The 20520-nt window shown below is 48.7% G+C and carries 20 protein-coding genes, 1 tRNA gene and 4 pseudogenes; 16 read left to right on the top strand and 9 right to left on the bottom strand.

Features of this window, described 5'->3' with window-relative positions; all coding sequences use genetic code 11:
- Positions 1 to 88 precede the first annotated feature (88 nt).
- Both NOM67_RS11525 and NOM67_RS11520 read left to right on the top strand, forming a co-directional pair.
- Positions 89 to 1609 (top strand): DUF1254 domain-containing protein, encoded by a 1521-nt coding sequence (locus NOM67_RS11525; protein ID WP_255937128.1) that lies wholly within the window; start codon positions 89 to 91, stop codon positions 1607 to 1609.
- A 153-nt stretch (positions 1610 to 1762) separates the two neighbouring features.
- A pseudogene (locus NOM67_RS11520) lies at positions 1763 to 2347 on the top strand (helix-turn-helix domain-containing protein); the annotation flags it as partial.
- 8 nt (positions 2348 to 2355) lie between these two features.
- On the opposite strand, the pseudogene NOM67_RS11515 reads toward NOM67_RS11520, so the two are convergent.
- From NOM67_RS11515 to istA, 3 genes and pseudogenes are all read right to left on the bottom strand, one after another.
- Positions 2356 to 2559, bottom strand: a pseudogene (locus NOM67_RS11515) (integrase core domain-containing protein); the annotation flags it as partial.
- A 31-nt stretch (positions 2560 to 2590) separates the two neighbouring features.
- Positions 2591 to 3343, bottom strand: a pseudogene (istB, locus tag NOM67_RS11510) (IS21-like element helper ATPase IstB).
- Positions 3344 to 3357: 14 nt separating this feature from the next.
- Positions 3358 to 4899, bottom strand: coding sequence for an IS21 family transposase (gene istA / locus NOM67_RS11505; RefSeq protein WP_255937126.1), 1542 nt, complete (start codon positions 4897 to 4899; stop codon positions 3358 to 3360).
- 395 nt (positions 4900 to 5294) lie between these two features.
- Here istA and NOM67_RS11500 point away from each other — a divergent pair, with 395 nt between their 5' ends.
- The 3 genes from NOM67_RS11500 to NOM67_RS11490 all read left to right on the top strand — a co-directional run bounded on the left by NOM67_RS11500 (position 5295) and on the right by NOM67_RS11490 (position 8020).
- Positions 5295 to 6230 carry a sugar ABC transporter substrate-binding protein gene (locus NOM67_RS11500; protein ID WP_255937124.1) on the top strand — a complete coding sequence of 312 codons (936 nt, stop codon included), beginning with the start codon at positions 5295 to 5297 and terminating at the stop codon, positions 6228 to 6230.
- Positions 6231 to 6342: 112 nt separating this feature from the next.
- A complete protein-coding gene (locus NOM67_RS11495) occupies positions 6343 to 6978 on the top strand; it encodes a hypothetical protein (RefSeq protein WP_255937122.1) in 636 nt (211 codons plus the stop codon).
- 274 nt (positions 6979 to 7252) lie between these two features.
- Positions 7253 to 8020: an ABC transporter substrate-binding protein gene (locus tag NOM67_RS11490; RefSeq protein WP_255937120.1), complete on the top strand. Its 768-nt coding sequence runs from the start codon at positions 7253 to 7255 to the stop codon at positions 8018 to 8020.
- Between the two features lie 263 nt (positions 8021 to 8283).
- On the opposite strand, the gene NOM67_RS11485 is transcribed toward NOM67_RS11490, so the two are convergent.
- From NOM67_RS11485 to NOM67_RS11465, 5 genes are all read right to left on the bottom strand, one after another.
- Positions 8284 to 8359, bottom strand: a tRNA-Thr gene (locus tag NOM67_RS11485).
- 70 nt (positions 8360 to 8429) lie between these two features.
- On the bottom strand, positions 8430 to 8831 hold the full coding sequence (locus NOM67_RS11480; protein ID WP_255937118.1) for an H-NS family nucleoid-associated regulatory protein: 402 nt from the start codon (positions 8829 to 8831) through the stop codon (positions 8430 to 8432).
- Between the two features lie 71 nt (positions 8832 to 8902).
- A complete protein-coding gene (locus NOM67_RS11475; RefSeq protein ID WP_255937116.1) occupies positions 8903 to 9574 on the bottom strand; it encodes an inovirus Gp2 family protein in 672 nt (223 codons plus the stop codon).
- A gap of 426 nt (positions 9575 to 10000) precedes the next feature.
- Entirely contained in the window at positions 10001 to 11584 is a 1584-nt protein-coding gene (locus NOM67_RS11470; RefSeq protein ID WP_255937114.1) for a YfjI family protein, read from the bottom strand.
- Entirely contained in the window at positions 11562 to 11810 is a 249-nt protein-coding gene (locus tag NOM67_RS11465; RefSeq protein WP_101618033.1) for an AlpA family transcriptional regulator, read from the bottom strand. Before NOM67_RS11465 ends, NOM67_RS11470 begins: the two co-directional genes overlap by 23 nt.
- Positions 11811 to 11910: 100 nt before the next feature.
- Here NOM67_RS11465 and NOM67_RS11460 point away from each other — a divergent pair, with 100 nt between their 5' ends.
- Positions 11911 to 13983 carry a hypothetical protein gene (locus NOM67_RS11460; protein ID WP_255937109.1) on the top strand — a complete coding sequence of 691 codons (2073 nt, stop codon included), beginning with the start codon at positions 11911 to 11913 and terminating at the stop codon, positions 13981 to 13983.
- Between the two features lie 457 nt (positions 13984 to 14440).
- Positions 14441 to 15381, top strand: a pseudogene (locus tag NOM67_RS11455) (DUF932 domain-containing protein).
- A gap of 407 nt (positions 15382 to 15788) precedes the next feature.
- On the opposite strand, the gene NOM67_RS11450 reads toward NOM67_RS11455, so the two are convergent.
- The gene (locus tag NOM67_RS11450; protein ID WP_120415782.1) at positions 15789 to 16136 is read right to left on the bottom strand and encodes a helix-turn-helix domain-containing protein; all 348 of its coding nucleotides are present in this window, start codon (positions 16134 to 16136) and stop codon (positions 15789 to 15791) included.
- A gap of 271 nt (positions 16137 to 16407) precedes the next feature.
- On the opposite strand from NOM67_RS11450, the gene NOM67_RS11445 reads away from it, so the two are divergent.
- The 9 genes from NOM67_RS11445 to NOM67_RS11405 all read left to right on the top strand — a co-directional run bounded on the left by NOM67_RS11445 (position 16408) and on the right by NOM67_RS11405 (position 20441).
- Positions 16408 to 16773 (top strand): hypothetical protein, encoded by a 366-nt coding sequence (locus NOM67_RS11445; RefSeq protein ID WP_255937104.1) that lies wholly within the window; start codon positions 16408 to 16410, stop codon positions 16771 to 16773.
- Between the two features lie 17 nt (positions 16774 to 16790).
- Positions 16791 to 17477: a hypothetical protein gene (locus tag NOM67_RS11440; RefSeq protein WP_255937102.1), complete on the top strand. Its 687-nt coding sequence runs from the start codon at positions 16791 to 16793 to the stop codon at positions 17475 to 17477.
- A gap of 84 nt (positions 17478 to 17561) precedes the next feature.
- Positions 17562 to 18125 carry a lecithin retinol acyltransferase family protein gene (locus NOM67_RS11435; protein WP_255937100.1) on the top strand — a complete coding sequence of 188 codons (564 nt, stop codon included), beginning with the start codon at positions 17562 to 17564 and terminating at the stop codon, positions 18123 to 18125.
- Positions 18126 to 18161: 36 nt separating this feature from the next.
- The gene (locus tag NOM67_RS11430; RefSeq protein WP_255937218.1) at positions 18162 to 18587 is read left to right on the top strand and encodes a DUF2787 family protein; all 426 of its coding nucleotides are present in this window, start codon (positions 18162 to 18164) and stop codon (positions 18585 to 18587) included.
- A 10-nt stretch (positions 18588 to 18597) separates the two neighbouring features.
- Positions 18598 to 18804, top strand: a complete 207-nt coding sequence (locus NOM67_RS11425) for a hypothetical protein (protein ID WP_255937098.1) — start codon at positions 18598 to 18600, stop codon at positions 18802 to 18804.
- Positions 18805 to 19000: 196 nt separating this feature from the next.
- Positions 19001 to 19303 (top strand): hypothetical protein, encoded by a 303-nt coding sequence (locus NOM67_RS11420; protein WP_255937096.1) that lies wholly within the window; start codon positions 19001 to 19003, stop codon positions 19301 to 19303.
- Positions 19304 to 19391: 88 nt separating this feature from the next.
- Positions 19392 to 19889, top strand: a complete 498-nt coding sequence (radC, locus tag NOM67_RS11415) for a DNA repair protein RadC (RefSeq protein ID WP_255937094.1) — start codon at positions 19392 to 19394, stop codon at positions 19887 to 19889.
- Entirely contained in the window at positions 19886 to 20077 is a 192-nt protein-coding gene (locus NOM67_RS11410) for a hypothetical protein (RefSeq protein ID WP_255937092.1), read from the top strand. Before radC ends, NOM67_RS11410 begins: the two co-directional genes overlap by 4 nt.
- Before the next feature lie 25 nt (positions 20078 to 20102).
- On the top strand, positions 20103 to 20441 hold the full coding sequence (locus NOM67_RS11405; protein ID WP_255937090.1) for a hypothetical protein: 339 nt from the start codon (positions 20103 to 20105) through the stop codon (positions 20439 to 20441).
- Positions 20442 to 20520: the final 79 nt, after the last annotated feature.

The raw sequence follows: 20520 nt of genomic DNA, 5'->3' as shown, positions 1-20520 counted from the left end.
TGTTTATTTGACAAATTAGCTTCAGTCAATCAAAATTGAACCATGATGTTCAATATCTGAGTGCAAAATACAAGGAGATACTTTACACATGAACACATCAAAAAAACGGAAAGCAACTGTTGTTTGTTCATTGTTGGTTTTAACAACACCAATCTATTCACTAGCAGCAGAGACGCAACCAAAATATAAGGCAGATGTGCCAGAGTCGATTATCACACCTAACGTAATACATACTGATCTACTTGGTGATTTATCATTTTTTGATGGCATGCCAAGTGATAAAACCGTAAAGACTGCTTACGACTTTCTCGACTTTTCACGAGGCTCTCAGGCTTTTCTGACGGGGATGCCAGCAGCATCCATTTATGCCATACTTGAAGGCATTAAGAAGGCCGGTGTAAAACCAGGGGATTTAGGTATTTTCGAGAATTTGATTGATGCAAGGTCTTTATTCCTTACAGCAAACTCTACTACAGTTTATGCTATGGCAGAGATTAATGTAAAAGATGGTCCCATCGTTGTAGATATTCCACAAGGAGAACTAGGACCGGTAGATGATGCATATTTTCGCTGGGTCATCGATGTTGGTACAACCGGACCAGATAGGGGGCAGGGAGGAAAATATTTATTTGTTCATAAAGATTACAAGGGGGCCATACCGGATGGTTTCTTTGTTGCTAAAACCCCAAATTACAGAAACCTTATGTTTTTCCGTGCGTTTGTTAAAAATGGAGATATAGAAAAATCAGTAAACAATATTAAGAGTAACTTTCATATGTACCCACTGACAAAATTAACCGCCCCCCCCCAGCAACGTTTCGTCAATCTTTCAGGGAAAAAAATGAATACTGTTCACTCTAACGACTTTCATTTTTACGAGGAACTAAATTCTGTTGTTCAATATGAGCCAGCGGATTCTTTCGATCCAGAAACCGTTGGACTATTCGCCTCGATTGGCATCAAGAAGGGTCAACCATTTAACCCTGATTCAAGAATGAAACGAATCTTAACTCATGCAGTATCTATGGGGAACACAATTGCCAGAGCTATAAGTTTTGCGCCACGAAAAAAAGAGGTATTTTTCTATCCAGATCGTCAATGGACCTCACCTTTTGCTGGTATGAGCTATGAATTTTTAAATAATGGTGAAAGAGTTCTTGATGATAGAATCTTTTTCCATTATGTAGCTACAGGGATAACTCCAGCAATGGCTGCACCCAAAGTTGGAACAGGCTCAGCCTATGCATTCACGGCTAAAGATGCTACGGGACAATATTTAGATGGCGGTAAAAACTATTCAGTAACCCTTCCCAACCCTATACCGGCAAATAATTTTTGGTCATTTATGGTTTATTCTGGCCAACATCGTTCGATGCTAGAAACAGACCAAAAACTTGCAGGGCTCGATAGCCTAAACCCTCAGATCAAACCCAATCCAGATGGTTCTTTTACCATTTGGTTTGGTCCCAAAGCACCTGCAGGTCATGAAAACAATTGGATACAAACTATGCCTAATAAAAGTTACAATGTTATATTACGTTTGTATGGTCCACTGGAATCTTGGTTTGATAAGAGTTGGAAACCGGGCGATTTCCAAGAAATTCCTTAAGATAATCACCAAGTATATACATCTTCCGACACCGGCCCTAACCGGTGTCGGTCGAAGCTTCTAAATAACTGTTCCTATTCCTAATAGTGCTACACTTTCACTGAGCCATAGCGTGTGTAATTCATAGAGATCATTTAACTATGATGTGATGCTATGAACAGGGAAATTCAGCAAAGATTACTCTGGGTACGCCTCTACAAGGAAACCGGTAACGCAGGTCTGGTATGTCGTCGGTGCGGCATATCCAGACCGACTTTCAGGAAGTGGTGGCATCGCTACAAAGAGTACGGTGATGCCGGTCTAGCGAGCCTCAGTAAGCGACCTCAACACTCTTCCAACCGTTAGGTCTGGAGCTCACAAGAGCTGCATATCCTAGAGCTCAGGCGGACTCGCAACTTAGGAGCCCTGCGTATACAGAGCGAGTTACGCCGACATTTTGATATTTCCCTCGCTTTGGCAACGATCCATAAGGTTTTAAGCAGGCATGGGGTCAAACCACTTGTCCAATATCGTCAAAAATCAGGGTTTGTTCGATACGAACGCCCTGTACCAGGCGACCAGATACAAATGGATACTTGTAAGATTGGGTCAAACTAATACCAATACACAGCGATTGATGACTGCACACGATACCGAGTATTGTGGCTATATGACCGATGCACTGCCACGAATACGCTTGATTTTCTGGAGGCTATGTTAGAGGAAATGCAATTTCCTATACAGAGAATCCAAACGGATTGTAGTGGTCAACTAAATCCGGACACTTGATTAGGCCGATCCTCGGCTCTTGCTGGCGGTATCCCGTCATTGTGTTGATGTGGACGCCGCCAGTTGTAGTAATGCATCAGGTAGTGGCTGATATCCCGTCTCGCTTCCCGCAGACTCATGTATCCCATAGCCGGCACCCACTCCGTTTTAAGACTTCTGAACAACCGCTCCATCAGCGCATTGACGCTCCTATGTCAACAAACTCGCGCTGAGTCAGCTAAATCGGCCAAGATCAAAGGGTAGAGTTCCCTGACGATATAGCGTTTCAAACAGCGCTGGATCTCTTTCGAAGTGCATCAGCCGGTCCAGGATCGCATCTGCCAGGGTGTTGTCCCCCAAGCTCGCGTACCACTCTTCCGTTGGCAGCTGACTGACCACGACCGTCGAGTATTTCCCATACCGCTCATCCATGATCTCCAGCAGTGCGTTGCGCTGCTCGGCATTCACCGCTTCCAGTCCCCAGTCATCGAGGACCAACAGCTCTATCCTTGCCAGTTGACCCAGCTGTCTGGCGTAACTGCCATCTACCTTGGCCTGGCTCAGTTCAAGCAGCAGACGTGGCAGTCGGTAGTAACGAGTGCTATGCCCTTGCTGACAGGCTTGGTAGCCCAGCGCACAAGCCAGGTAGGTTTTTCCACAGCCACAGGGGCCGGTAATGAGCAGGTTCTGGCCCCGGCGCAGCCACTCTCCTTGGGCCAGATTTGCTACCTGTGACCGCTCCAGGTTGCGTGCTGACTGGTAGTCCAGCTCCTGCACCGTGGCCTGGAGTTTGAGCCTTACCTGCTTGACCAGCCGAGCTTGTTTACGCTGCTCCCGGCTCAGTTGTTCGTGTTCGACCAGCAGGCTTAGACGCTCGATGAAGGGCAGCCCTTCGTAGGTACTCGCCTGTTCAAGTTATTGTTGCACGGCATCCGCCATGCCGGTCAGTTTCAGGTTTCTCAGGCGGGTCAGGGTTTGTTGGGTCATGGGGCGTATCCTCTTTAGTGGAAGCTCTGGGGGCCACGGATGTTCTCGTGCTCTTGCGGTAACTCTGGGTAGCTCAGCGGGCTTGCGGGCAGTTGGTCGCGGCCACTGGTCAGCACCGACTTGAGCTGTTTGAGTCGCACCAGTCCTTCCCGATTAGCCAACTGGCAGCAGGCCTCGACCCGTGATGGCGGATACTCCCGGCTAAGACTCAGTAGCCCCAGGCAGAGTCGGTATGCCTGCTCGGCATGGGCTTTCTCTTCCAGCCGTTCGCTAACCCAGCACAAGGTGCCCGGTCCGATGTCAGCAGCCCACTGCTTGAGACGGCCTGGCGTCCAACGTTGCTGCTTGCTGTGGCGTTCCGGCATGTGTTCCGGGATCGTGCTCATCCCCGGGATGGTTTTACGCGGATGGCTCGCGACCAGCTGTTGCTGGTGATAGACCTGAAGCAAAGTGTCGCCAGCATGGAGCTCCAGTTGCTGGCCCACATACTGGTGGGGCACCGAGTAGTGGTGCTGCTCATAGCTGACGTGATAGTCGATGTTGACCTTGACCGTTCTGATGGCGACATAGCGATAGGGATGCACCGGCAGTGGTCCCAGTGCCGGGCGGTCCAACTGCTCAAACGCTTCACGTCGGTTACCGGGCAGTTGCTTGAACGGGTGCTCGTTGAGCTCATTTAACAAAGCCCGGATGCACTGGTTGAGCTCGGCAAGCGAGAAGAAGGTCTGATGGCGTAGACGGGCCAGGATCCAGCGCTCGACGATCTGCACACCCACCTCAGCCTTGGCTTTGTCCTTGGGCTTGTAAGGGCGCGCTGGCATCACCGCCACCTGATAATGCTCGGCCAGCTGCTGGTAGCTGGGGTTGAGCTCGGGATCGTATCGGCAAGCCTTGCTGACACCGCGCTTGAGGTTGTCGGGGATCAGTAGTGCCGGTGTACCACCGAAAAACTCAAAGGCACGGACATGGCTTTGCAGCCAGTCCGGCAGTGACTGGGACCAGGTGGCCTCGGCAAAGGTGTAGTTGGACGCACCAAGCACGGCGACAAAGATCTGGGCCTGACGGACCTCACCCGTAGTCGGCGAGACGATGGGCACCGTGGGCCCGCAGTAGTCGATAAAGAGCTTTTCCCCCGCCTTATGGATCTGGCGCATGGAGCGCTTTTGCAACTGACACCAGGACTTGTAACGGTCGCAGAACTGGGAGTAGCTGTAACAGCTGTTGGGATAGCGCTGGGTGTACTCCTCCCAGAGCAGTTGTTTGGAGACCCCCTTACGCTTGAGCTCCTGATGGACAGAGGGCCAATCCGGTACAACATGGCGGGCCGAGATGGTGGTATCGGCCTGCGGATAGAACAGGGCAGCCAGTCGGCCATCATCAAGCTCGGTAGGTAAGGGCCAGGTCAGGCCGAGCGTCTGGGCACTTTTGAGGAGTTTCTGGATGGAGCCGACACTGATCTTGGTACAGATACTGATCTGGCGAAAAGAGAGCTGAGCCTCCAGCCGCAGTCGCAGCACTTCACGAATTTTACGCATTGCAATCCGCTTGGCAGACATAGGCTCTTCCCTGGCAAAAGGGAGAGCGTATCAAAGGTTGTTAAATCAATGCGTTAAGGATGATTCCGGTGAATGTGAACAGTAATTCCGGGATGTTGAACATTGTTTCCGGAAAGGAGGGGCAAAGTGTTCAGGTTGAGCCGGAACCCCCAGTGGCAGGGTAGTTGTCGCCTAAACAGATCACGTTAAATGGAAGACCAGGGGTGGAAGAAGGGTTCAATGACTCGCTATTCTGATAAACATAAATCGGTTTTGCTCAAGAAGCTTTTGTCCCCCATCAACATGTCTTTCGCAACCGCACCAGCTCATTCCGGGACCCTATACCTAGCCATATCCGGTTTATACTTGGCAACACAGGGGCGCTTGATGATTTAGTTCTACTGGGTGGAGGAAATATGACCAACTGTTGGCAGAGATGTTTGTTGTGGGCGGTCGTAACACTCTTTGTGGCCTCTGAGGTATCAGCTAAACCAACCATCGGCATGGTGCTCAAATCTATACGAAACGAATTTTTTGTCGAGATGACGAAAGGGGCCGAATCGTATGTACAAGCCCATCCGGATGCCCTGACATTACAGCTCGAAGGTATACAACAGGAGGTCGATGTCACAGGTCAGGAAGCCATTATCAGGCGTATGATTACGCAGAAAGTGGATGCGCTGATCGTGACGCCGACTGATTCGGTCGCCATGCTCCCTGTGCTGATGGAGGCAATTCGCGCAGGTATATTGGTCATCAATATGGATAATAAACTGGATGATCGGGCTCTGGTACTAGAAGGTGTGAATATTCCCTTCGTTGGCCCCAGCAATTTTGCTGGTGCACGAAGTGTCGGCGATTATGTTGCCAAAGCGCTTCCTGCGGGCAGTAAGGTCGGGTTGATTGAAGGTCTCCCTGGTGCCATCAACAGTCGGGCTCGCAGTGACGGATTCCGTGCAGCCCTGCGCTCGGCAGGCATGGTTGTTGCGGGGGTGCGCAGCGGCTCTTGGGAAATTGCCGAGGGCAAGAGCGCGGTCATCGATCTGCTCAAATCAGTTCCAGATGTCAAAGCGCTACTTTGCGGCAATGACAATATGGCCATCGGTGCAGTCCAAGCTCTGGAGGAGCTAGGTCTAACAGGCAAGGTATTGATAGGCGGGTATGACAACATTCCTGGGATCCACTCATATCTGCAGGATAGACTGGTACTGGCAACGGCTGAACAGTACCCAGGGAAGCAGGCACAATATGCTCTCTCAAAGCGCTGGAGCAAAAAACCCCACAATCCGACTTGCCCGGTGCTGTCCAAACTCCCGTTGAGTTGGTCACACTTCCTTAGGATACGGCGATGAAGGGATGGTGGTGTGCGCTGTCAGCACTATGGTGCCAACTGATATCGGCTGCACCTGTTTTGAACATCTATGCAGATCCCTACCCCCTTTCATTCAATTCAATGGGGAGAGCTTGAGCGGCCCTTATGTTGATGTTTTTGCCCGCGTGGCCCAACAGCAAGGGATAGAGGTTCGTTTTCAGGCGAAACCCATGCGGCGCCTGCTCAAAATTGTGGCCACAGAGCCAAACAGCTGCGGGCTGGGTGTGCACTTTTCAGCAGAAAATGCCGAAACTCTACGCTATGTCGCGCGAATAGCCCCCATTACCCTCGCTGTCTACGCTAGACTGGGAACCGTCCCACAACTGAGCAACATCGAAGCGCTGCGCAACTATAGGGTTGGCGCCATTGATGTGGCTGAACTGAGAGAACTGCTCGATAATGCTGGGATACACTACAAACTGCTACCCAAGGCCAGCCAAGGCATCGCTATGCTGCAAGCGGGTCGCTTTGAATTGTTGATCAGCGATGTGCGCCCAGAACTGGTTACTACTTCAGTTCAGGGAAAACAGGTCCAGCGCGTTATGGTACTTGCCCGTGTTGAGCGGTGGCTAGCATGCCATCCGCAACTGCCCGCTAACATTCTAAAGCCACTGCGTGCATCACTGACTCTGGGTGTTTTCGACCACTCCATGGCCGACATCTGGCAACAGTATGGTTTGAGCTCGGCTTACGAAGGGGTCAGACGAGAATGGATTGTTGTTCCTTAATCCCACTGGGACTCACTGAACTGGCGAATTTGTATACTAAGGCGTCGAGAATTAGACATTGCCATTCCTGGTGGCCGTCAATTCGGAGTACCAATCGCTTTTGAATTCGTCAGGGTAGCGTTTTGCGCTCATTGAAACACCTCTCTTCACGTTGGTTTATCTAACAGCACGGAATCTACAAAACCGGTGGCGATTCACGTGTCTCCTGATTCGCCGACAACCGCTGTGGAATGACATAAACTTGAAGTGTTCAACAGCGGCAGAGAGACTCATTATGACGCTCCAATATATAAGGGTCCTGCTACTTTGCTGCCTGTGTAACTCTTTTACCTGCCGTGCAGAATCCCTCAACATCTATTGCGATAACTGGCCACGTTTCTGCCAAGCTGACGGTAAAGGCTTTTATCTCGACCTTGTCAGGGCAATTTACCAACCCCATGGCTACGTCATCGCCCCCCATATCGTACCCTACAAGCGTGCTCTCTCAATGATCATCAATAACAAAGGAGACATAGCGCTGGGTGTCTATCAGCACGAAATCGAGCATGTACTGCTCCCGGAATATCCCGACTCGGCAGATGACCTTACAGTGATGATGCTCAAGCAGTGGCAGCACCGGTGGCATGGCGAACCCACGCTGGCGGGACAACACGTATTATGGCCACCTGGATGGGCACTCGAGAAGTATCTTTCTGTCACAGTGAATGCACATGAAGTGGACAGTTCGGAGACAGCTATAAAATTACTTCGTAAAAACCGTTATCGCTATTATCTGATAGTAGGCTCGTTACATATAGCAAACACGCCCCCAGCGGACATGCATCTCACTTTGCTACGTTGGATACCTACCTATCCCGTATTCCCCAAGAGCGAGAAGGGAGAAAAACTACAGCAACTCTGGAATACCGAGATGGCCAAACTGATACGTCGGGGAGAACTTGCGCAGCTCTATCGACGTTATGGGTTGTATGAATTTTTTCAAGCTTTTATTCAAGAGATGGAGCATAAAGCAGCGAAATCCAAGAGTAGTGCAACCAAATGAACAACTACCTGATGAAGCCTCTCCTTGATTTAAGTGCTCGCCAGTAAGGCTTGAGCTTCATCGCGTAGCGCACAATATCGCTGTGTGAGAATAGAGCGCTTCTCAACTCGCCAACCGCCATATTTAGCCAGCCAGCGCCTAGGGCGACGTGGGTCCCAATTATCAATGGCTTCGCGCAATTGCACATCCAGATCGGTACGTTCTGTGCTCAAGTTTTTTATGGTTGGCATCGGGGTTGGCTATGAGGTACTCGGTGGTTATCGTGGTACTGGCTACCGGAATAGAACTGGTGACCTACTGATTACAAGTCAGTCACTCTACCTACTGAGCTAAGCCAGCATCAAGAGCATACTAAATATGTCCGTATACAGAAAGGCCACGCCCTATCGGCATGGCCTTGTCTATCTAGTTAGATCAGGAATTCATCCAACTGGCGACCTTGCTCGAGCTGCTCAGCCAGGAACTTGGGGGTACGGCCCTGACCGGTCCAAGTACGCTCTACACCATCCTCAACATAACGGTATTTCGGGGGCCGAGGTGCTCGTTTAGCTTTAGCCGCAGTCGCAGCTGCAGGGGCACTGCCTACCAACTCAGTCGGGTCAATGCCAGCTTGAGCCAACATCGCTTGGAACTCAGCCAGCTTTTGCTGATGCTCAGCATTGGCAGCTTGCTCTTTTTCTGCCTGCTCTAAACGCTCCAGATAAATCGATTCAATCTTCTCGTGTGCTTCTTTTACTTGTTCCAGAGACAACTCGCGCATTGCTGCACGTAGACTGCGGATGTTCAACAGCACTTTCAGAAATTCACTCATAGATATCCTTTAATTAAATATGCAGGGATTGTTCTATAGCATACTAATGAGCACTGATGTGCTCAAGCATATTATCGTACTTGACTGCATCCGAAGTTGCGTTGCCCATCCATAACCTTCGTACTCTGTTTACTCAGGTAAGCCATACGAAATAAAAATGCGCTGAAGTTGTCATCTAAGTTTCGCGCTGAATTACGGTCAAACCTGTATTGTGGATTTGCAGGGAAGTTAACCAGCGTTGCATTATCAGGGTATGGGAGACCCAACGCGCTGCACCACGCCTTCTGGATCCGAGTTCCCATGTTGTTAGCATCATAATCCCGATAATCTCCCAGGAAGGCATAAACGTCTTTGTTAAACAGCAGCATCAGGTGGTAATGCGGTGATGCCGATGACTCCTGCTCCCGACACCAGATAACGGTTGGTAATGACGGAGACCCACGCCGTTTCTGACGATAATGGTCTGCACGTAATTGGCTTTTAAGTGACTCCATAAAGCGAGTGATCACTGATGAATCTGAACGCTGTAAACAAGTCAGCGTATCAGTATCATTTTCAGGCGACTCACTAGCAAAACGCAGATCCACACGTAGAGCATAAACACGAGGATACCTAGCCAAGGTACCGGACACAACATCTAAGCTACGCTTTAAATAAGTACTATTCATAGGGCCATAACTGTATGCGTATAAACGAGTAAGCGCCTTCATCTTCAACACTGAATTTTTTAAGTGATTCAACATAGGAGTCCCTACCTTGGTTAATAAACACGGAGGTATAGTTATTGAATTAAATAAATATATATATTTTTTTGCTTAAGCAAATACACCATGCTCTGGATGCTATCCATAGTGGTACATGCTTAGAGGCATGTAGTCTTCACGCTACCCCATCGTTAGATTGCATAGCATATATGCATTGTTAGTAGTGTGCATAGCTATGGATGTATATATGAGTGTATGTATTACTATATGTATTGCTATATATAATACATATACCGCATCATGGCTTATTTAAATAAGCCCATACACTACTCAATCAAATGGACATATATACTAAAATATAAACATAGGGTTCCTGATTCAGATGCAGTTATGATACCGCCCTATATAACAACACTCTTAAGTTACTTAAGCGGAGTACTGCAATCAGTTAATACTGAGCAACCATTAGTGTCGGAGCTTATTTCTCATGTCAATCAACGGTCTCTCAAAAAGTTCAACTGATGGTATTCCTGAATGGCGTCTTCCTTGATATTCTACTAGCTCGCTAACATAAATTTTATCACGGGTGCGGACTAAAGAGCGCCTAACAAGCCTAGGGTATTTCTTCCAAGATAAAGAAATATAGATTGACTGTTTCTTTTTAAAGCAAATGATATCTCCTCGAGCAATAAGAACTTCTATTGCATCTTCTAGCTTACCCGAATTACGTACACAATGCGGGCCACTTCGTCTAATGTCACTTTTTAAAAGCAACACATTATCCCAGTTATGAATAATCCACTCCAGTAACTTATTCACATGTGTCTCGTCCACGAACTCCCGAGCCTCGGGCGATCTAAAGATTATCAATGCTTGATGCAAATATATTTCAGCCAGTTCAATGGCAGTCTGCATAGTCTCATGAGTCACAAGTGCGTTTCTGTAGTCTCTATTTTTAAACACATGAAGTGCCGCCGCGATTCTCGAAGCCTGCTCCATAAACTTTGAACCAAAATCTTTATAGTGTTCCAAATATTCCCCGCCCCTCATTGCGTATTCAATGTCATTAAACTTGTCATTCCAAATTTTCTTAGCACTCTCTGTTAAATTCAGGCAATGACGTTCCTTGCCTTGTGCTCTCATCTCGAGCCCTTCTTGCAGTAATGCATCAATCCTTGAGCTAAATCTACCTAATTTAATTTTATCATCTAGTGATGCGCTATCATCCCTATCTTCTTGACGATAGCCAATCTCTGACTCAGGCTCACACAGTAGAATTCGAGCGTCTAATCCAGAGCTTCTCATCGCATCACCATTACTATCTCTGAATGTTCTATATATATCAGGCTGGATTTGCATGCTCAAAGTCAAACGAGCACCTTCAATATGAACTTCAGGGGCATTGGCTCTGTCAACACGTATAGTTTGACCTGACCATAGTGAGTTAAACAATGCATTATCTTTCATCAAGTCACTGGACAGTAGTGTCCCAGCTTCATCGGACACCAGAGCTAGTGACGTATTCTTCTCAGCTAACATCGACTTCAGTTTTGCGACTGTTATATCCTCAGCTAAAATCCTCTTAACTAACGGAGCTATAGGCATATTTGAATGGTGAGTGTGCCATGCCTCTATTATAATGGGCTGCTCATCACCTTTTTTATACATCTCACCTAATTCCCTCCTTAACACTTTTTCCTTCATATTCCACAATTCCAGTTCGATCTGATATTTCTGCTGTGCAGCATCTACCTGCTCAGCCAAGCATTTTTCAAATTCACGGACTGGTTTCATCAGTAGCTTATCGACCGTGCTTTTTCTCTCGCCAGAAGCAGCTAGAATTAGAGTGTAAAGTGATGCCGGTATTTTCATCTCACTTTTTGGGCTAATATCTACCAACTGCTGCGATGCGATAGCCATTACAGACAACATTTGAGTCAAGATCATAAATCTCGGGGCCTTTGTTTTATAGGCGACGACATCCAGTGGATCCCAAAGGGACTGATCTAACCGCTCAATGACAGCTTCAATGGCTCTGTGTTGATTCATTTTTGACCTCCATTGTTTGACTACTTTGTGACCTGGTTGCGATCCATTGATTGACCTCGCTCTGACGCCAGCCGATCGCTGACTTGCCAAGTTTTATCGCCTTGGGAAAGCTGGGATCATGCCGGGAAGACCTGGCGTTCAGCTTGTCATAAATTGTTGATCTAGCGAGGCTAATCATCTTTGTGAGCTCCGGCATCCTAATGATGCGGTCTATTACGTCTTGCATTACGTGATGTCCTTCTAACGTCTGACTGGATGAGCTCGCATTGTGGTGGACCTCGGGGTAACGTGTTAGGGGGGAAAATCCAAGACCCAAGGGAAAAATCATGATGACTCACTTCTTTACAGAATTTATCGACGCTGTAGCAAAGACCTTGGGGCTTAACTACCCAACCCATTCAACCGAGAAGGCCAGTAAGGACACTAACAAGGATTTGCCCAGTGATGATCCAACCAAACCTAACGAATATGATTATCTGCCAAAAATAAATAACATACGTGAACGCCTACATGCTGGCAGCAGCTTGCCACCTAACATTCTTTCCAATCATATTGATATATTAGAGCATGTCTGTAGCGTATTAATTAGTAAAGAGATTATCCTTCAAGAATCTATTTGCGACACATACATAATTTACATTAAAAATGCATTGATTCCACTGATATGTGCTGACATATTAATCTTTAAAGAGCAAGCTAATGAAGAATCTATTTATTATCATCTAGACAGGATCCTAAGAACAGATAACGTGGTTACCCAAGATGGTGAGCAGAGAGTATTTAGGAAAAGATCTGCCTATAAATACATGCTCGATTACATTGGCAACTGCTTTTCACCCGATATGGGGGCGTCTAGAAGTGCCGGTCTTAGAGTCGCAGATAATTTCATTCATGAATTACTTATTTACTTAGATGAGCTTCCCAAAAAAAACAAAGGGAATCAAACCAGCAGGAGTTTGAACAGAATAATTAATGCTTGTACTGAAAGGCTTTCACCGGATGATTTGATAAACTATTCTTTCATTATCAATTCAATATTTTCTGCTTATACTGCCGTTATCATCTTACAAGATATAAATAATAAAACAGGTATGTTTGACCATTTCCTCAACACTTATATTCAACTCGCTCACGGTACTAATCATTTACTGAACCATTTAAACAACGCCCTGGAATGTGCTCTTCGATTTGATTACAATGCATTTAATGAAGAAGATGAGATACTTAGTGCCACCCTCGAATGTCCACCGCTGTTGCTAGTGAAAGAGAAACAGATAGAGAGAATAGACAACATCATTAATTGCATTACACCACTATTTGGAGAGCAATTAACATATACTGGTAAAAAAGAGTCTAGTTTGGTTAAATTGAAAGAGCAACTAGGTTATTTGTCACAAATGGTAACGCCTCCTCCTCCATTTTACTTTTATAGATTAATTATTGATGACAATGGAAGGCTTAGCTTTAAACATAACCTAAGCACTCCTCCTGACAGTACAAATTCAATTGTGTTCGATATAAATGTTTTTTCTGCAATTGCCGAACTAGCTAATGACAAAAACAATCGATACCAAAATTATTTTTATCAATATAAGCCACTTCTAGAACTACTCGACTCTATTCAAAAAGAATTACCAGACCAAGCTTTAAACATAATCAATCAACTACACAAAGTCAATTTGTCACTATTTGGGTTCAATAAGTATGCATTAGCTGTGCTTGCAATTGGATTAATGTACAACCAAAGACGGTCCACAATAAAAAACATTTCTCTTCTACCACAGGTCAATCACACGATAAATCATCAGGGTAATATCTTGATCCCAGCCTATCCATCTTGCCACTTAGGCTCATGGCTTTCAGAGGATATTTATATAAAGCACTCTATAATTTTTGGCATAAATGAATACAGTCAATACAATGCATTTTTAGCACGAGCTCTCTACTGTTATAATTTTACCATTGCGCGGCATACGACTTCGCGCGGCCTGCTTACAGGTACACTTGATAATAACTTTTTGAATGTTAATTTTAAGGATCTAAACTATCGGTCTCCATTAATCAGCCATGATATACTGGAGCGGCTTGACTCGATATGTGGCAAGATATTGAATGGGCTAGATAAGGTCAGCATTGATGATAGTGATCCTGTCAGCTTTGCAAATTTTTTAGTTAGAAAAAAAATAGTGACCAGAGCGGAGTTAAAGGATAATCTAATCCACTGCGTTACAGGATCTTCTCTCGCTGTCTGCCTCCTAGACTATGTAAGTATAGTAATGCTGTTTACTGTTCCTGGAGATGAAGTTAGAAATTTTATTAAATTGGGTGAAAAAAATAATATAGTAAAATCATTGTTTATGGCATATAGGGCCTCCTTACCTAGTCATACTCGTAAGTGAACGCCTTTGCTCTTTGCTTAGAGTTCCATTCGTTGAATGATTTGCATGTATTTTTATTATAATGTATTTTAAAGGGGAGCGATGTATCTAAAGAATGGATTGAGGCTCCGGTCACATAGCCGCGCCACAATCCCCACAGCATCATTTAAGATGCATGATGACACCTCCCCTTGCCAACAACCTATCCAATACGCGTATCTCCAGATACGGTTTGATACTAATATCAAAAATATCTGGAATATCTAAAATGGCAAACCCGAATGAGTCTTAAAAATGTTGTTGGAAATCGTCGCGCGACCTCATTCGAAACCACCTCGCTTTGCTTTATATATAATGTGCGTTGCGGTTATCTGGCATTTCCATTACAACCATTCAAATAAAACTCAGATATATATTATCTTTATGAACATCCCCTAGGACTGCTTAATACTGTCTCATCTTCATTAGAAATTTTTATATGACTCACCTCATCGAGACCATGGCCCACACTGACCAAACCCCTTGGCATGGCCTCTGAAATATCTTTCCCACACAATAATCCTTAGAGATCTGGCTTAACGCTGCCGGAATGAAATGGACCATCGAACAGAGCGACGTGATGTTTAACGTGGCCTCCGATGCCCTGCATATCCTCCCCTACAGCGACAGCAAGGTACTTTACCACTCCGATACTCTCGAACCGCTCTCGGTGGTCTCCCAACGATATAACGTGGTACAGCCTCATGAGATGCTGCACTTCTATCAGAACTTAGTGGAAATAGACGGCTTTGAATTAGAAACCGCAGGCTCACTTAAAGGCGGCCGCAAGCTGTGGGCGCTGGCCCGTACCGGGGCCAAGACTTGAAACTAAAAGGCAATGACCTGGTGAAGTCCTATCTACTACTGGCAACCAGCTGCGACGGCACGCTTTGTACCACAGCCCAGTTAACCTCGTTGCGAGTGGTCTGCAATAGCACTCTTCAGATGGCGTTGCATAATAGCATTGGCGCAGTCAAAGTCTTTCACTCGACGATATTTGGCCCGGCTATTGTCAAAGAGAAATTAGGGTTGGTATTTTCCCACTGGGATGAATTAAAAACCCAGACCAAAGCATTAGCTGCCCGTCCTGTCGCCCCAGAAGATGCGTTACGTTTCTTTAGCGACCTGCTGGCCCAGCCATTAGATGCCGACAATAAAATTATCCTCACCCGGTCAGTTAAACAACGCAACAAATTATATCAGGGTGCAGGAATAGGGGCTGATCTAACGAGCTCCCGTAATACCGCCTGGGGGTTGGTCAATGCAGTAACTGAATATGTCGATCATCATCGTCGAGCCCGCAGTCAGGACTACCGCCTCGATTCTGCCTGGTTCGGTCAGGGTGCCCAGCTAAAGTCTCAAGCCCCCAATCAAGCATAGGCATCTACACTGACTGGCGAAATAACAATCAATAATTGAGCGCCAATTAGACAAGGTTGGCTCTAATTGTGTTCACTTAACGATAACTTATATGCTGCAGTGCTCATTTGAGTTCGCTTGTGGGTTGTGCCTGTTGGGTTTGTCAGGAAAAACGGTCGAGTTACGAACCAATCAATAAGAATTGGTCGATTTATAAGCAATTTGTGTAGATACCTATGCCCAATCAAGCCCTGAGCCTGCTTCAGTAAACACCACTCTCAATTTATGTCATTTAGCCGTCATAAACTCCTACCCGCCCTAATGGCTGGGCTAGGACGTTAATACCGTCAAGTAGGAGTGGTGATGAAAGCAAAAGTCGTATACGGTCAGGCTAAATTGACTACACAAACACTCGACTAGATCCTAACTTAGGATTTGGCCAGTCGTGCCACCAGCTTATCTACCACCTCCAGCACCAGCGCTCTGTCAGCTGTATCGAGTTTAGCCAACTGCTGGCCTAGCACTATACCTTGCTCAGTGGGACGGTTGCTGGTTTCACGCAGGAAATCAGCCAGCTCACAGTCAAACAACTGAGCTAACTCTGCGAGCCGTACGACGGTCGGCACCACGAGGCCTCGCTCCATCCGGGAGACGGCTTCCATACCTATCTTTAAGTGCTCTGCCACTTGATCCTGAGTCAGCCCCGCCTGCTGGCGTTGGCGTCCAATCGCTTTGCCCACGCTCTTGGCCAGCTCTTCAGAGTTGATGTTTGTCATAAGTCCTCCAGTCAACCCTGATAGTTGACTATGGACTTTCATTGACATTAAGGACCCTTTGCGATGAGGATCACCCCATTAGATCTAATTCACTGAAATAGTCACCCCAACATCGAAAGGAGTTCGACACGACCTAACCTCACTCCATCCCCTTGGTGGCATTTGGCTATCAGCCTGCACCACCATTAACCCATTACGTTTACACCCGTTAGTCCGACAGGCTCGCCTCGTCGGTCAGGCATCCTTTTGCCATTTTTATTAAGGAGAGATCATGAATCGCACACTGCTTTATCCCTTACTGCTGGCCTGTGGCTTATCACTGAGCGCTTGCGATACAGCATCCGCTAATGGCCCAGAATTCACTCTGGAAGTGGAATACACCGCTATCGGGCGACCTCAGATCGTCGTCACCTCGCTCAACGATCAAGTCACCATTCAGAAAGTGCTGATCAATGGCGGCAAGAGTAAATGCCGGGTGATGCTGCGCAGTGACTTGATGGGGTCGGTGGGAGGAACCTATTTCCCACTCAAGCTCAATTACACCGAACGCTGGCGGCTGGTCATGACCGAGCCGTGCCGATTGAGGGAGGTCACCCTCTTCACCAATCTGGGCAATGCCTCTTACACCATTGAATAAGTCGTCTGGAGAGTGACATGACAGAAAACATCAAACTGGCCCTGTGGTGCACATGGTTATCGCTGTTTGCCTTACCGACCTGGGCGGCGCCTCAATTCACTGTGCCAACGGTCACTAAACGGGTACCGGCCAACGTTGAGGGGGTCCTCAATTTCGCCAGCATGCAGTTTTGGATAGAGACTTCGAAAGGAGGTCGCATCATGCTGATGCCGCTGGATGAAGATGAGCCAACGCTCATTCCCAGTGTCAGCCAGCCGGTTTCACTGAACGGTTTTATGCTGACCTATTCAGATGGCAGCCGTTACTTCGAGCCCTCCTTTACACCAGCGTCAGCTGCATCAAGTACCGCATCATTTACCATCGTGAAAAATGATGATGACAGTATCGTCATTCGGTATGGGGATGAGGTGCTGCTACGCACCAATGAATATGATGCCATCAAGCTCACGCACCGATTGCCACTGGCCAACGGGCAGGCGGTCTTGTTTGAGCTGCACAGTGGCGGTGTGGCATGCCCAGTGCTCTATCAGTTGGCTGTCGCACAGATGGGTGTGCTGACCATGCTATCACCGCCTTTTGGTACCTGTAGCGACGAAGGCAAGCTGACCCCCGACCCCAACGGTTTCACCCTCGACCTGCCCGGCAATCCTCGTCAGCGCTGGGTATGGGATGCCAACAGCTTGACGCTGCGCAAGCAGTCCTGACCACCAGCTACCACACATTCACCACCATCAGGGCACCTTCGGGTGCCCTCTGTTTTGTGCCGCATTTTATTTAAGGAACTGTTCATGCCATTACCACAACCGGGGGACCACCTCGTTTCCCCCCGCACCGGTTACCAGCACCACGGTCTCTATCTGGGGGACCATCAGGTCATCCACTACCAGGGGGTCAGTGCCGGTATAGATTCCGGTCAGATAACTATCACTACGCTTGCCGAGTTTAGCCAAGGGCGGGGCTATCGCATCCAGCACCATAGTGCACGAGCTTTCAACCGGGAGGGGAGTATCGACCGTGCTTACTCCCGTCTTGGAGAGGCGCACTACAGCACGCTCTTTAACAACTGCGAGCACTTCGTGCTCTGGTGTATCGAGGGCTTTCACTACAGCAAGCAGATTAACCAGCTGATTGCCACGGGGTGTATCGCACATCTGGCGCTTCGCACAGTGGCTCGGCAGCCTACCCTTGCGGCCCTGCCTGGCATGGCCACCAGCACGGCACTGAACCCATCAGCAACTACCGCTGTGACCGCTGCAGTCTGTGCGCTGCTTGGGAGCTCGGCCACCTCGCTGGCGGCCCCCTTGGCTGCCACCTACGGCCTCTACCGCGCCTGGCGCTGGTTCAGGGATTAACGGTTCTCACACTCGATACAAAAAGGACACACCATGATGACCATGCCATTTCACCTGGCAGGGATGGCCCTGCCGATTTCCCCCGAGCTACCTGACTTGCTGCGCAAAGTCGTGCGAGAACAACAGCTCGACCTAACCCACCTCTCGACCATGACCTTTAACTTTCGCAGCCCCAGCTACAGTGCCGAGACGGGTGGCGTCCATCCGGTAGAGCTGCGGCTTATTCGGGGATTGAACGGCTGGGTCTTCGATTACATCACTGACTTCAGCTACCAGGGGCTGGGCCAGGATGCCGAGCTCTGCAAAGAGCTCGACTTCAACCTCTCCTGCGACGAACACTATCTGCAGTGCTGGGGACCACTGCCCGGCGTGGAAGCGCGGGAACTGTTTGCCTTGTGGCAAAGCAATTTCATTAGCTACGCCCAGCTGGGGTATTTCACCGTCACGGTCAGCGGGGAGTAGGAGGTCTGTGATGACTAACGAACTGCCGCTCTCTCACTATTCACGCCAGTGGCTGGGACTGGTCGCGGCCAAGGCCAAACTACAGCCAACTTGCCAGGGTGAGCGCTGGTTGCTGCACCTGACTCCTGGTAGCCCACATGCCCGCACCGTCACGCTGCACTTACGTTGGTCTGGCCTGCAGTGGCAACTGCTCTCCCTCACCAATGCCGAGGACTGACGCACCATGAGCCAACCCGTGGATGAAATCTGCGTGGACCCCACGCGTCGCTGTTTCTGGCGCTGCCAAGCAGGACCGGTTTCTCTCACCGAACAACCCCGTGTGTTGGCAAGTTTCCTGGCTGACCTGCAGCGTACCTGCACTAATCACGGTTATCGTGTGGAGAGTGACCCCTTACCCCAAGAGGAGGAACAAGATGCCAAAACAACCGATAGCTGTTGAGCTGGAGGCCATCAATCGAGAGAGCGAGACGCAGGTAGTGCGTGACAGTGGCCTACCCGTGCACGGCTACAGCGTCTACCTGCGAGCGATGGAAGCAAGCGAGCTGGCCTTGGCAACTTGGGTAGCTGACTACGACACCATCGGCCCAGCTTACGAACTAGCCGAGCGCCTGAGCCTGGCACTGGATATCCCGTTCACAGTGCTGGTACCCGAATCGCTTTTGCAGGTGAAGCGGGAACCAACAGCCGGGGTAGGCATCACTACCTCGGCCAACTGAACTGCCCTCGAATTGAACCAACAACACCTCTACATTTAGCCCCGGTATGCCTCGCGCTGCCGGGGTCTTTCTTTTTCAGGAGACCACCATGCGTTACCACAAACTGAAAGCCGGGGAATGCCCCGGCACTTATGTCGTCACCGAGCCAGTGACAGAGCAGGACCTGCTGCGTATTGCCAACCAGATTGCCCGCAAGCGCCTGGCCAAAGGCACTGCCATCACCAGTACCACAGACGTCGCCGAACGGCTGCAAACCTTGCTGCAGGATCGGGAGCATGAGGTGTTTGGAGCACTGTTTCTCGACTCCCAGCATCGCCTGTTGGCTTTTGAGGAGCTGTTTCGTGGCACCCTGGATAGCGCCAGCATCTACCCACGGGAAGTGGTCAAGCGGGCCTTGCTACTCAACAGTGGGGCCATCATTGCGGTGCACAATCACCCCAGCGGAGATCCTGAACCCAGCCACTCTGACCGGGTCTTTACCCAAGCCCTCAAAGAGGCCTTGGCGCTAGTCGATGTCCGGTTGCTCGACCATCTGGTGGTCGGTGCCGAGGGCGTAGTCTCGATGGCCGAAAGAGGTCAGCTATGAACCAGACCCCAGGTAAAAACCACCTCACCACCCTCGATATCCTCATCGAGTTGCGCTGTTGGCTGGCAGACAACGTCGAGATGCAGGCCGAGCCTGCTATCGTGGCTCACCTGCCCAACGGTTACCAACTTACCCAGGCCGACTGCATAGAGGCCATTGATACGCTGCTGCATCAGTTGCGGCACTAATCAGTGCCCAGAAGAGACAAGCACGATGCGATTACCCAATCCCTATTCCCTTGAGGAAACGCTCGAGAAGCTACGCCATGGCCTGGCAGTCGCCAGTAACGAAGAAGCACTAACGTTGCTGGAAAAGGCCGTCACCAAGGCCTGTGACGACAAGGTTTATGCCAGCCAGCTTAAAGAGACCTTGCTGCAAGGATCCACCGTCGAGATCCGCAAGTGCCTCAGTTGCTTTGGCCACTACTTCGAGCGCTCCAGAGACACACCGCCCTATTACCCGCACCACGATGCCGTCAATGGCATTGATTGTGCGTTCTACGCCATCCTGTTCGATGCGGCTCTCCCCAGCACAGAGCTGGCACACGAATAACGCCAGCCCCCCAAACCCGGATCATCAGCACCAACACCATGATCCGGATATCCCGATATCACTCACAAGGCCACCTCAC

The organism is Aeromonas sp. SG16 (assembly GCF_024436135.1).
In the GTDB taxonomy this organism is placed as follows: domain Bacteria; phylum Pseudomonadota; class Gammaproteobacteria; order Enterobacterales; family Aeromonadaceae; genus Aeromonas; species Aeromonas jandaei.
This window is presented reverse-complemented; position numbering and strand designations above follow the sequence as displayed.